The organism is Propionispira arboris, from assembly GCF_900109225.1.
In the GTDB taxonomy this organism is placed as follows: Bacteria; Bacillota; Negativicutes; order Selenomonadales; family Selenomonadaceae; genus Propionispira; species Propionispira arboris.
This window is the reverse complement of sequence record NZ_FNZK01000001.1, coordinates 228,217-242,518: the sequence shown is the minus strand read 5'-3', so window position 1 is coordinate 242,518 and position 14,302 is coordinate 228,217. Positions and strand designations below refer to the sequence as shown.

The 14,302-nt window shown below is 34.2% G+C and carries 13 protein-coding genes; all 13 read right to left on the bottom strand.

The window, feature by feature from the left end; translation table 11 throughout:
- Positions 1-21: 21 nt before the first annotated feature.
- Positions 22-444, bottom strand: coding sequence for a sugar 3,4-ketoisomerase (locus BMY14_RS01090; RefSeq protein ID WP_091828434.1), 423 nt, complete (start codon positions 442-444; stop codon positions 22-24).
- A 21-nt stretch (positions 445-465) separates the two neighbouring features.
- Positions 466-1,560: a DegT/DnrJ/EryC1/StrS family aminotransferase gene (locus BMY14_RS01085; RefSeq protein ID WP_091828433.1), complete on the bottom strand. Its 1,095-nt coding sequence runs from the start codon at positions 1,558-1,560 to the stop codon at positions 466-468.
- 29 nt (positions 1,561-1,589) lie between these two features.
- Complete coding sequence (locus BMY14_RS01080; protein ID WP_091828432.1) at positions 1,590-3,044, bottom strand: hypothetical protein; 1,455 nt, start codon at positions 3,042-3,044, stop codon at positions 1,590-1,592.
- 489 nt (positions 3,045-3,533) lie between these two features.
- A complete protein-coding gene (locus BMY14_RS01075) occupies positions 3,534-4,106 on the bottom strand; it encodes an LbetaH domain-containing protein (RefSeq protein ID WP_091828690.1) in 573 nt (190 codons plus the stop codon).
- A gap of 134 nt (positions 4,107-4,240) precedes the next feature.
- Entirely contained in the window at positions 4,241-5,083 is an 843-nt protein-coding gene (locus BMY14_RS01070) for a glycosyltransferase (RefSeq protein ID WP_143063126.1), read from the bottom strand.
- 44 nt (positions 5,084-5,127) lie between these two features.
- On the bottom strand, positions 5,128-6,090 hold the full coding sequence (locus BMY14_RS01065; protein ID WP_143063125.1) for a DUF6625 family protein: 963 nt from the start codon (positions 6,088-6,090) through the stop codon (positions 5,128-5,130).
- 4 nt (positions 6,091-6,094) lie between these two features.
- On the bottom strand, positions 6,095-7,135 hold the full coding sequence (locus BMY14_RS01060; RefSeq protein WP_091828429.1) for a glycosyltransferase family 2 protein: 1,041 nt from the start codon (positions 7,133-7,135) through the stop codon (positions 6,095-6,097).
- A gap of 18 nt (positions 7,136-7,153) precedes the next feature.
- Positions 7,154-8,056, bottom strand: coding sequence for an alpha-1,2-fucosyltransferase (locus BMY14_RS01055; protein WP_091828428.1), 903 nt, complete (start codon positions 8,054-8,056; stop codon positions 7,154-7,156).
- A gap of 21 nt (positions 8,057-8,077) precedes the next feature.
- Positions 8,078-9,181, bottom strand: a complete 1,104-nt coding sequence (locus tag BMY14_RS01050) for an EpsG family protein (protein WP_091828427.1) — start codon at positions 9,179-9,181, stop codon at positions 8,078-8,080.
- A 46-nt stretch (positions 9,182-9,227) separates the two neighbouring features.
- Positions 9,228-10,313, bottom strand: a complete 1,086-nt coding sequence (locus BMY14_RS01045) for a glycosyltransferase family 1 protein (RefSeq protein WP_091828426.1) — start codon at positions 10,311-10,313, stop codon at positions 9,228-9,230.
- The gene (locus tag BMY14_RS01040) at positions 10,285-11,379 is read right to left on the bottom strand and encodes a glycosyltransferase (RefSeq protein WP_091828425.1); all 1,095 of its coding nucleotides are present in this window, start codon (positions 11,377-11,379) and stop codon (positions 10,285-10,287) included. Before BMY14_RS01040 ends, BMY14_RS01045 begins: the two co-directional genes overlap by 29 nt.
- On the bottom strand, positions 11,379-12,836 hold the full coding sequence (gene wbaP / locus BMY14_RS01035; RefSeq protein ID WP_091828424.1) for an undecaprenyl-phosphate galactose phosphotransferase WbaP: 1,458 nt from the start codon (positions 12,834-12,836) through the stop codon (positions 11,379-11,381). The genes BMY14_RS01040 and wbaP overlap by 1 nt, the downstream gene beginning before the upstream one ends.
- Before the next feature lie 91 nt (positions 12,837-12,927).
- A complete protein-coding gene (locus BMY14_RS01030) occupies positions 12,928-14,271 on the bottom strand; it encodes a GumC family protein (RefSeq protein ID WP_091828423.1) in 1,344 nt (447 codons plus the stop codon).
- Positions 14,272-14,302 lie beyond the last annotated feature (31 nt).

Below are 14,302 nucleotides of genomic sequence, written 5' to 3'. Positions count from 1 at the left end.
CCTAACTATATCATAAAACCATCATATTCCCTGCGAAGTAATTTCTTTGATATATTCGTCATAATTGCGGATATATTCGTCAGGCTCATAATGAGCATTAGCAAAAACTAACAAAACTGAATCAACACTAAAATCGTACATTTCTTTCCAAACCATCGACGGAAGATAAATCCCACTATGTGGCTGATCCAGGCAAAATACAGCCTCACTACCTTCGCCATCCTTTACCTTTACCTTACTTGTTCCCGCAACATTAATAAGAACAAATTCTGATCTACGGTTCGCGTGCTGACCTCGTATTACATCCATAGTTGAACCATAAATATAGAAAACACGCTTAATTTCAAAAGGTATGTCCACCTCCCCCTCCACGACGACTAAATGCCCACGTTCATCGCCTTTTTGCGGAAAATCGATTTTTTTTACCTTATTTATATTATGCATAAAAGCATCTCCTCTTCGCATTTATCTCTTAAAGGCATTAATTGTTATAATAACCTTACTCTGTTCCTCATCTGTCATACCATTATACATTGGCAAACTTAACACCTCATCCGCATATTTCTCTGCAATCGGATAATCCCCCGATTTTTTCCCAAGATATTGATATGCCTCTGAAAGATGTGGTGGTATAGGATAATGGATAAGCGTACTAATATCATTTGCCTCAAGATACGCTTGTAATTCATCCCGTTTTTCTGTATGAATTACAAACTGATGCCACGTCGAATCAGCTTCTGGTCGAATTTGGGGTAATTGAACCATTGGATTCGTTATCTCTTTTAGATAACGATCTGCAATCCTACAGCGCTCCTCATTAAACTCATCAAGGTGCGACAACTTTACACGCAAAAGTCCTGCCTGTATCTCATCAAGACGACTATTGCTGCCTACCACCTTATTTTGATAATGTTTTTCACTCCCATAATTACGGAAAATACGGAATTTCTTTGCCAACGTTGCATTATTTGTAACAATGCAACCAGCATCTCCAAAAGCCCCACAACCTTTTGTTGGATAAAAACTAAAACAACCGATGTCTCCAAACGTACCAACGGTTTTTCCGTGCCAATGGTTCCCATGACTTTGTGCACAGTCCTCAACAATTTTCAAATTATATCGTCTAGAAATATCCATTATTTTTGTCATATCACACGATTCCCCGTAAAGGTGAACCACAAGAATCGCTTTTGTTTTCGACGTAACAGCCGCTTCGATTTTATCTGCATCAATATTATCATACATATCGGGTTCCACAAACACGGGTGTTGCTCCATTAATCGTAATGCCCATAACACAGGCGATATAAGCATTCGCACTAACGATGACTTCATCTCCTGCCTTAATTTCAAGCAAGCGAAAACTAATCCACAGTGCATCTAACCCGCTTGCAAGTCCAACACAATACTTTGCTCCGATATAATCTGCCCATTCTTGCTCAAATGATTTTACTTCCTTTCCTAGGACATACCAGCCCGAACGAAGAACCTCAATTGCTTTTTCCTCATACTCATCAGCATGCAGTGAAAACTGCCGCAATAAATTATTTGCCATAATCATAAATAAACACACCTCCCATATTTACTCTTTCAAACCCGCTGCTTAAATTTTTTTATCAACTTAAACATAATTCCTTTAACAAACATAGCAGGAAAATAACGCATAAAACGCAAATTATTTCGTTTTACTAACGCCATTTCAAAACCATATTCACCAAACTTTTCTCGATAATTTTGCCGAAAAATCATCGTATCAATATCAATACATTTTATTGGATAAGCCGATGTAGACGTCTGCATGATACGCGATAAATTCTCCGTAAACTCGCTTGCACTGATAATTGCATTGTCCATGCGCGCATCTTTTTTATCTCTATAATCTTTATCTTCAATGTAACGAACAACTTCTTTCTTAAAATCATCAATCATATAAAATTCAATATCCAAATTTTCCTGCCCAATTAAAATTCCTTTCGCATCATCGTCATGAACAAGTGTTAGTGGTGCTTTTTTCGCTAAAGCAGCATATTGGACCATCAATCCACCTGAAACTGGATAGGTATTAAGATACATATCTATATTTTTCATGATTTGAAATAAATCTTGTCGTTCCCTCGTATGATATACTCGCGTCGGATATCTTTTCATCAAATCCACCAACTCAACATTATCATCGTTACTTGCATACCAAAATTTCACTTGGGAAAATTTTTGCAGACAATATTCAATTAACCGATAATACGTATGCGCTTTATCAACCGTCTTGTAAATTGAACCACCCGAGAAAATTATAAAGTCATCCGCTGTTCGTTCAAAAGGAAATCCTTCAAAAAGAATATTCTGATTGACAATCGGATAATATGGCTGTTTCAAAAGCTTATTAGCTAGAATCTGTCGGTATTTTACAGAAATTGATGCTCCATAATTACGAAATTCCAAACAATAATCAAAAGCATTTCGTCCAAGCCAAAAAGTATGATCTGTCAGATTAATTTGGTATCGTTGCATCTGACCTGCAAAATGTTGAAATGCCATAATCCCCGAAACATCCGAAGGTGTAGTATAAAGAAAAGCATAATACGGATTAACACGAGCTATAATTGAGCATAATGCTCGATAATTGGCTACCCTATATGAAGATGAAGCGCTTGCTAAATAAACAACCTCACCATTCCCTATATTTAACAAAGACTCTATGGTTGGAATATTTCCCTTAGCTTCTAAAATTGTAACGTACACAATGTGAAAATTCAACTTCAGCAATGCCGCCAAATAAATCTGAGTAAGACCACGATTATTAAGACCGAATGCATCATAATAAAAAACTGTATTTTCCCCCACCGAATCAATAACAGCATCCACCGAAAGTGTATTTTCAATATCGTAAAGCAATTTTTCTAGGTCATCATCCGTATACCACTGATTATAAGTATACATAATATCCGCCTGCGAAGAAATGAGTTGCAAAGCATCCTCATATTTTTCCTCTTGTATTAGCCTTTGTATGATAGCTTTTGCTCTATCAAATTTGTCATTAATTGTCATACAATTTCTCCTATTATAAATAGCTAACATAAAATAAGACATTTTTTGATATGATTATAATAAATCTACTAGACTGCAATGAACACCGAAAGAAGTTTCAGTGTATTATTGCTTACAAGAAAACGCCTCCCCGCAAATTGCAAGTGTAACTCAAAAGTACATACTTTGATTTCTAACTATTTATGAGAACGTTCCATTTTTTACCGTTTGTGAATGTTTCGGGGAGTATAGCAACTCACTTATCAAGACATAAGTACAAATTTTTTATAATGAATCTGACGTTTTAGATTTTTTCACCAATCATAATATGGTAAGCTGAAAAATTTCTTCTTGTACGCAACATATAATGAACCATCCTTCTTTATAGCAGATCACATTATAATTGTGTTCAGAAAATGTCTTGATTTATTGTAGCATTATATATTTTCCAACCTCATCAAAATTTCATTAATGCTATTGCTATATTATATTTGTACTTATAGTGTCATCTTACACTCGCACCCATTTTTTGTTTTTAAAATCAAATTGTTTAATTACACGCGCTGGTGCTCCCACCGCAATAGAATACGGCAAAATATCATGTGAAACCACACTATGTGTCCCTATAATACAGCCTTCGCCGATATGTACGCCGGGCAAAATAGTAACAAATTCACCAATCCAAGTATTAGAACCAATAACTACTTCTTTATGCTCATCCAAACTACGTCCTGCTGGTGGAGTTAAAGGATTACTTTGAATCTCCCCATTATAAATCCCATGATTATGGTCTGTAATATATATCTTGCTTCCCATAAGAACATTATCACCTATTTCGATGTGATTAACGCAACCTATATGCACAAAGTCTTCAACGCTGACATTGTTCCCAATAATTATTTGAGGCGCAAAACGTTTAAGCACTCCATGACTATAATGTATATCTATTGCAGATAACCACAAATACTCTCCAGCACTAAAATTATGACCAATTTTCATATACTTAGTCCCAGATATGCGAGAAGTCCATTTTATTGCTATTCTCCTTTGAAATATTCCATACCCATACATAATATCCATCATATGTAACACATAAAACAAAAATGTACAAAATATTCCTTGTTCACAAATCCGCACATGTATATTCTTAAAAATGTTCAACATATCACCTCAATCACATATTCATTATATATCTTGTACTATTCTTTTCGCAAATATTACCTTTTATATTTTCCCATATTCCCAAATAAAAAATCATACATTCCTAAAAACATATACTTCAATTTTTTACACTTATCTTTTTCTGCCAAGAGAACTTTTATAATAATCTTTAATAAAGATATACCATACGCTCTTCTAATTTTAGGATATTTTTTCATCATATATAGTCTGTTACGCATCATATAATATCTGCGTATAGGAGAATGATTGCTTGTATTATAAGAAAACCATAAACACTGTTCTTTTGAAATATCTCCTATTAAATGGTTAATAAACATATTATTAAATCGTAATATTTTATAACCACACTGCCTAATTGCTAAACTAAAGTCACTGTCTACCTCATCAATAAACAAATCATTATTATACCCACCAACACGCCTTGCAGCACTAACACTAACTATATTTCCTGATGTTATCGTACAGTCAATATATTCAGGGCTCTTTGAGTATTCATCTACCATGCCATGTTTAAGCATAATCCTCACTGAGTAAATTGCCACCTCATTTGGATTCAATTTCTCCCACATTTCAACCTGCGCTATATACGCTTGCGTCATACCTGTTGGAAAAGATGTATCCTGATCCATAGTCAACAAAAACTTTGTATCTTGCCCCACATCTAAAACATAATTAAGGGCCTCTGCTATGCCTTTATTTTTATTAAATGAAACATATATCACATTGGGTTTATTTTCCAAACATTGTTTAATATGTGTATTTACATTTTCTGAATTATCAAAAACATACAAATTTCGCAGACAGCCAACATAGCTCTCTATATTTCCTAAAACATCCAGTTCTGGATTATATAATGTCACTACACCATCTAAAACCATAGAAATACTCTCCTCTTTTTCATCACAAAAAGCCTTCCACACATTTATTTATCTCTTATTCTAATTCTCTTTATTCTAAACAATAGTGCACCGTTTAAAATATTTTCCAAAATCTCTTTTATTCGCCCAATTTTTCGATTTAGATAAAATTCATCAATTCCATACATATCAATGAATTTTTCCATATGACCTGCTTCACTATACGCTATAAACTTATTAGGAACAATCCAATATTCCATATTATCTATACTGTCTTCCAATATCATTTTTCGTTTTTGTAAATGTATGTAACACCATTCATCCTGATAGATTTTACCATTCTCAAGATAATACCTACTCAAAATACCATCACGCCACAAATAAATTTGTTTATTCTTCTTATGATTTCCATATTCAAGAACAAAGCGATAGCTATCACTAGAAATATCTGCAAATATAGGTACAACCCACTGCCTAAGCTTCATATCTTGCATAACCTGATTCCATGGCTCAAATTCATCAAAATGGCAACAATACTTAGTCGTAAAGGCATATCGATAATCAATAAATAGTGCCTTATGATCGTTCATAAACAATTTGTTAATCTGTTCACAATTCCTAAATAGCGTCAAATGACCACGCTCTAGTATTCTATCATTTTGGGTTAATATCTCATCTGTAATAAATTTAGAAATTCTTCCAAAAAGCATATCGATATCACAATAGCCCCAAAATTCATAGTCTCTTATATATTCACGAAAAATATATCCATACGCTATTTTGTAATCACAAAGTTTATAGGGTTGATGCAATATAATATCAAAATCAAATAAATGTTTTATTCTCTCCTGAAGTAACTCAAATGTTGTGTAATACACATGAACATTCGATGGATAGTTAAATGCGCGTTTATCATCCGTAAAAATCAACCAATCAAAATCAGGATTCTTTTCACAAGAATTCAAGAACAACTGAAAATAATTATTAAACTTTCCAAAGTAAGGAATTATAAACACACTACGATTCAATCCTTCACGCCCTTAATCTTGATTTCAACTTCTTATCCTTTTTTTCATAACAAGAGTCTTTATATAAATAATACCATGATGAATGCAAAATCTTACTAATCCATTTTGCTGCTAAAAAATTCTTTTTTTTCAATATCAAGAAAAAAATCTTTTCTTTGACAGATTGAGGGGACACATCCTGCAGCACTCTTGAAAAGGGTCCATCTAACCAGTACTTTCTTACCGCTTTCTCTGGCATCCCCTGAGCCATCATAAGGCCTATTGTCTTAATATAATTTCCTATTATAGCAAACTTAAATTTATCTTCAAATTGCTGAAACCCGCTCTTTATCATAAAATCAATTCCGACATCATACAAAACTTTTATTTCATCCAGCCGCTTAATAGGGACATCATTCTCGCATACACTTGTCGGCGAATTCAATATGTGTATATAAGCAGCTGTATCTTGCACATAAACCGATTTCACACCTTGAAGATATTGTAAGTTAATATACACATCCTCACCATAAGTAATAAATTTATCAAATATAATGTTCTGCTCATTTAATACAGATTTTACATACACTTTATCCCATACTGCACCAGCCATTGAATTCAAAATCCAGTAATATGCCTGCTCTAAATCAATATAACCATTTCCCATAAAATTTTTTTCAATATAAAAACCATCATGCATAAAAAAATTCCGTTTATTATTTAAAATATAATAATCGGCCTGATGCTCAATAGCCATAAGTATAGCAGCTATATAATCTGTCTCAACAAAATCATCACCATCAACAAACGTAATATATTCACCTTGTGCACGTGCTATTCCAAACTTTCGCGAATGCACACAGCCTCCATTTTTTTTATGATAAACATAAACCTCACTATGGTTCTGTGCATATTCATCACAAAGATCACGAGAACAGTCCTGTGATCCATCATCAATCAAAAGGATTTCATATTCACACTTCTTTGACTGATGTAATAAGCTATCGATACATCGTCTCAACAATTCTCCTTCATTATAAACTAAAACAATAATACTTAACATCATAATCTTAATCTCCTAAAATCAGCAATCTAATAAGATCCAATCATCTTGCATGATATCACAAGGGACTGCGTCTGCATACCATTTAGACGGTGCAATAACCACCTTATCTTTGTTATCAGATAAATATTGTGCCCACCAGCTAAAGCTGCTATTAGATATTATAAAATGTTTGCACTTTGACATAATATCCAATGACATATAGTCCTTTGACGTGCCCGAGTCATAAATAATAGAACCATCATCACCTAAAATAGTTTTTAATTTCTCTACTTCATCGGAAAATGCAAAAAATATGCAGTCCGGGTGAAGCTCCCTCATTTTTTGCATTGCATCTAAATAATATTTTTTAGTGCAAACCTGATGTGTTGTATTGTTTATATAATCGCCTAATCGGATTGTTAAACAAACAGAATTTGTACTCTCAATCTGCCCGATAAAATCTTTTTCTGTCTGCCTGTGCTCTTCTTTTGGTTGTAATTCCAATAACAGCTTATCGCGAATACAATCAAAAAGCTCTGCTGATTGAAAATACCCATCACAATATAATGATTTTGGAATTCGATCTGGTAAGTTAAACACCCCATCCATACACAATAAAAGACCATGCTGCGTATAATATTTCAATTTCCATTCCTGAAATCTTTTTTTCTGCACAGGATTAAGGGCTTTTATACAAAAACGATCAAAGACGAAGAGTAATTTTTGATATAAGTCCATCTGCATAAACTTTTTTTTATCTGAAGAAAATCCCACACTCGTATGCAATTTATATCCATCCAGATGTGAATGCCATATCGAATCTTCTTCATCCTTACGATCGTATATCACAACATGGTCTTCATATTTTTCTGCCAGACACCTGGCAAACGCATAAATAAACAGCTGATTGCCAAGTCGCCCTTTCAATCTTATCTTAATCAAGTAATCTCCTCCAACATAATATTATAAGATATCCGCCAATATATTATTTTCAAAAACAGGCTGCGCCATTTTTTCAAACGTCATATTTCCAATCCCGGCACAATACCAAACATAGAAGTAAATAAAAGTTCCTAGCAATAAGCCAATTGTAGCAATAATATTCTTACTACTATTGTTAGAAAATTTCCAGGTCATATACCCGCTAAGATACATATAATCATAGATCAATACTATACGATAAAATCGCATAAATACCGGATCAATTGTATATAACGGAATAATAATCAATGAATAGAGATTCAATTTATAAGTCAGGAAACCCAACTCTGTTTTATCACTTTTTCTATATATATAACAAACCAATCCAACAAAATATAAGTGTAACACGGCCCAGCAAATAAACTTCAGCCAACTTGATTTCTCCGCATACGTTGAAAAATACAATTCAATTTTATCAGCTGCAAAAAGCTCCCCGGCAATCATGGGTACTAACTGCCCGCCAATAAGTTCCACTAAAAAAAGGATTATTATCAATTTTTTTAGCAATTTTGTATGCCGATCCGAAAAACGTGATAAGAAAAAAAATAAAATATAAAATATCAGCGAACTATGTAACCCCACTGCAATTACCAGACACGCTAAATATTTTATACTCGATTTAAGATCACATTTCCCTAGAAATTGTGTTGCATAAAGCATTACTGCCATACCAGGTAAAAATCGTTTTTGTATGACCATTTCAATAACCGGATAAAAATACAACAATGACATTACCACATTATAATTATATGTATTTTTCTTAATTACATAACCAATAAGCCCTATAGAAAGAGCTGACATGATAAAATTATACTCTATAAATCCAAAATTCCAATCATTAGCACTACCGGTTAATATAGCATATAGCCAACCCAATAAAGTTAATTGATCCCAGTCCCAACCATTAATTCCGCCAAAATACAATAAAGCATTAATATCATAATCTAAAGAACCTGTATTACCCCCTACTAGCAAGATAAGCCAAATAAGCTGAATGAGGAATACAATTTTTGATCTTTTTATAGCAAATCCCATGAATACAACAAATATTGTAATTAGAAACAACAACCAGCCCTGCGTTGACATACAATTCTCACCTTTTTCTGCATAACAGCACTATAAAAATTTATACTTATTTATTTAAGTATAAATTTTCTAAAATACCTGCTGTATACTCTATATTAAAACCTGCTTTTGTAATACATCCAGTTGTATTATTCCTGAAGTAAGTTCTTTTATCCAATATAACTCTAGCCCAATATTGAGCGGACTCACTCAATGGTACATTACAATAACTTGCTAATATATTAGTCTGCTTGGAAACTGTATCCGATGCAATAACAGGCAATCCAGCCCCCTGTGCTTCAATTGCTGCAACAGGTAAACCTTCATAAAGACTAGGCATAACAAAAACATCCATCACCTGTAATATTTCATTTATATCTCGTCGAACACCAAGTAAAAGCACATCATCAATTAAACCAAGACCAACAATTTTCTCCTGTATTTTCTTTTCCAATTCACCATTTCCACATATAATTAATTTTGATTTTTTGTATTTTGTTCTCACTTCATAAAAAATATCTAGCAAAAACAACTGATTTTTCTGTTGCGTCATTCGTCCAACATTTCCAAGAATAAAGTCATCATTAGTGAAGCCCAATTTTTCCCGCTTTTTTTTACGAATTGCTGAATTATATTGATATTTATAAATTTCAATTCCATTATTAATAATCATTGCATCTGTATTATTGCCAAATAACCAGTGTGCGGCTTTATCTGAGCAAGCAAGCCTTCTCACATTGCACCTATTTAATATAGGGCGATTTATATAATGCAATACCCTTGCTAAATTTCCCTTCGATGGATTTGTATTGTGGGCATGTACGATAATCTTTTCTATCCCCACATATTTACAAACAAGCAATGGTATGATGTTTGCCGCAGAATTTTTATGAATGTGTACAACCTCGTATTTATTTTTAATCAATAATTGCTTTATTTCTAAAAAATACGTTAAAATGTTCTTCCGTTTGATATAATAAACTTTTGCCCCCATCTTTTTAAAGTCGTCTTCTAAAGCAGCATGTTCAACGCTAGTCACAAAATCAAACTGTATTTTCTTTCGATCAATATTGCGATAAACATTATAAAGAAAAGATTCTATTCCGCCTAATTTACTAGATAATTCAAAATGTAAAACTTTTACTGGTTGCATTTTTATATACCTCTATTGTTTCTTTTAACATATGTTGATCTGTAAAGTACTCTTCAAAAACTTGTCGTGCTTTTTCCCCTAAAGCATGTAACTTTTCTCGGCTTAAATTTTCTAAAATATATCCAAGACTTTTATTCTCATCCATTGAAAAAACATAACCATTAACTTTATCCTTTACTAATTCAGGTAAAGCTCCTCGATCACTAACTATAACAGGCTTCATATATTTCATAGCCTCTATCGCAACCAATCCAAACGCCTCCCAACGTGATGGCATAATAACAGCATCACAGGCTTTATAATAAGCTGCAACATCGTCATGCGAAATCCAGCCTAAGAACGTCACTCGATCATTATTGATTGCCTGAATACCCATCCCATCAGAAACGACGTTATCTCCAATAACGTAAAGATGAATATCTTTACGTTTACATTTTTTTATTTCTTTCAACAGATAATCAATTCCCTTTTGCGGATCAAACCTACCCACAAAAAGCAAATTAATCTTATTAGTATTCACTTCAAAACAGACCTCATTACAATCTTCCTTAGAGGATATTCCGCTATGAATGACTATCAACTTTGACTTGAATAAACCATAATTCATAGCACTTTGATATTCATAATCAGAAACATTTATAATTGCATCTGTTGTCAAACTTAACCCCCATTCAATCAAAGCATATATCCACTTCTTCCATCCACTTGTATCCCTAAGAAAGGACCACCCATGCGCATTATATAAAACCCTTACATTTTTCTTTCTGAACAAATATGGAAACCTTGCCAATACGCCGGCCCACGTACTATGTATATAAATGATATCAGGCTGTAATTTAGCAATATGTTTCTGTATCGCGTACATTGCTGGTAATATATCTTTTAGCCCTCTCTTATAATGATAATAATTCACCTTATCTGAAGGGATATTCCATTGATGGTCCGATTTATACTCCGAAACCAATAAATAATTTTCAATATTATCTTTGCCATCATAACTAAACAACGTTTTAATATACGTCGCAAGCCCTCCCTGGGCATATTCACTAATATGCAAAACCTTCATTAATATGCCCCTTTTCGCTTTAACACGACACCAATCGTCTTAAATAACAATACTATATCCTGCCATAATGACCAATTTCGTACATACCATGAATCTAATTTCAATCTACCTTCAAATGATATTTCATTTCTGCCGCTAACTTGCCACAGCCCTGTAATCCCTGGCACTGTCATACAAATCACATGCATATAATGTCCAATTTTTTCTTTTTCCCTCGGTAAATACGGTCTCGGTCCAACAAGTCCCATACTTCCCATAAGTACATTAACAATTTGTGGCAATTCATCCAAACTATATCTGCGCAAACATTTCCCCACTCTTGTCACTCTAGGATCGACCGTTCTTAGTTTTGCAAACTTTTCCCACTCTTCCTTATACTGCGGGTTTGTCTGAAAAAATTTTTCTAAAATCACATCTGAATTTTCATACATCGTACGAAATTTATAACAATAAAACAGCTCACCATTTTTACCAATCCTCTGCGCAATGTGAAAAGGTGATCCTTTCGAATCCAATTTTATAAGGATTGTTAGTATCATAAGTATCGGTAAAATGCAGATGAAAACAACACTGCCGACAACTATGTCAAACAGACGCTTTAAGACTTGATTAGACTTACGATTTAAGTTATTACAAGTATTAATCAAAAGAGCTTGTTCATTAAACAAAACTTCCGTTTTTATATTACCAATTGGTACACCAAATACATCTGGTACAATTGTTAGATTTCTTACATAAGGTTGAATCCGATAAAAAAGCTGCACAAGCTCTTCTCGTTTGAGCCCAGGTGTTGCCAAAATAACATCCTGCACATCAGCCGCTTTTATTATCTCTTCAGCTTGATCAAATTCACCTAAGTGTTGATATTTTGCTAATAAAGGTCGATCTTTTTCATCTTCAATAAATCCAACAATTTTATAGCCCACACTTTTATCTTCTTCAAACGCAGCAGCCAAAATTTCAGCCGTCTTCCCTGCTCCTACAATAATGACTGGCCATTGCCACATACCAAATTTCACCAGAAGTTTTTTTGTCCAAAAACGTTCTAGAGAAATAAGCAAAAAACTAACAAGCCAAAATAAAACCATAAAAACTCGTGATATTGGCTCTGCTATATTTATCAAATATCCGATAAATATAATCATAATCGATACATACGTAGAAATGCGAAACAGTGAACCCGCAAACTGATAGAACATCATGCGGCGCCTATACATATCAGCATAAGCAATAAAGCCAATATAAATGATCGGTAAAACAAAATACAAGTGAATATCTTTTATTGTCAAAACATTACTGTCCATTCCACAAAATGCCACTATTGCATCTCTAAAAAATATTGATGTGTAGATTCCCAGACATACTGCCAGATAATCTGTAACAACTAAAATACCCGGACTAAGATAATAATTCAACTTTACTGCCCAGTTGCGTTGCCGCAATATTACATTTATCATAACTACGCTCCTCAAAAGCCTAGACAGCAAGAGTATTCTTTATTACATCAAAAATCTATCCATAATAAAGAATACCATCTATCTCCTTATATTATCTCCGTTTACTATACAGTAGCAGCGTATAGCCAAATGCAATGATTAAACCGACAAGCATTCCAATCGCTGTGATTAATTTTTTATTTGGTCCACTTGGTCCGTTCGGTAAATCCGCCGCATCAACAATTTGAATATCCATGCTATTCATCGCTTCTTGGACACGTGCTGTTTCATAGTTTTGCACCAAACTCACATAAATACCCTGTTTTATGGTTACATCACGTTGTAGTTTAATATATTCCATACTGTCCGAAGATAGTTTGCTCATATCGCCTTCTGCTTTTTTTTGCAGTCCTTGAATTGCACTTAAGCTTGCCTGTGTAACAGCAAGATCCGTCTCAGCACCTACTTTATCTTTAATAAGTCCCGCCTGCACCGGATTCATCGTCACGGTTCCGGCATCCACATAGTTAGAAACTTCCCTGCCAAGCTGCGTGTTAAGCTCTGCGATTTCCTGTTGTTTTGCAATAATATCAGGGTGCTTATCTTGGTATCGCTGCTGCAGTCCCACTAATTCAACTTGCGCTGAAACAATGCTATCACGGATTTTTTGAATCGTAGGATTATCCGCTACATTAAATTCTTTTAAAGCAGAATTCTGTTTACCAAGCTGCGACGTAGCACTCTGCAGCTGTGCATTGGCGCTATCTTCTTTAACTTTTAGTTGACTGTACATGGTATCAAACGCTGCCATTTTTTCAATTTCTGCTTTTGCTTGCACTTCTGGTACATAAACTTTTTTGTCTTGTCCAAAAGCATCTAACTTCTGTGTAGCCTGATCCAGGTCATCTCGCGCTACATCAATCCGCCCTGATAAGAACTTCGCCATAAGCGATTGTTGATCCTGATTCATCTGGGTCATCAAATTCAAAAAACCATCCACCACGCCTTGGGAAATCTGTTGTGCTTCTTCTGGGGATTCCCCTTTCGCCTTGATTTCAATCAAATCCGTACCTTTCGTATTTATAATTTCAAGACTACTCTTAGCAAAACCTTTTGCTGTGAGATTTTCTTTTTTTTCTGCTGGTAAATCAAGCTGTTCAATAATCGGGTTAACTACCGCACGGCTTTTCATAAGCTCTATATACACCATGGTAGGTGATGTTGCAGCCCCACCTACCCCAAGTGCAGCCATCGCTGCTGAAGCCCCTGACAGATCCAATTTGCTGCTTGATTTGGCTCGAACCAAGGTTGTTGATTCGTAAGTTTTTGGCAATATAAAAAATGCCGTAATCATCGCTATTGCTGTACACACAGTAATTATAATACACATGATTTTTTTATGTCGAATAACGATCTGCATAAGTTCCCGCAAATCGATTGATTCTTCTTTATCCATAAAAGTTAAACTCTCCTTGTTTTCTTTTAGT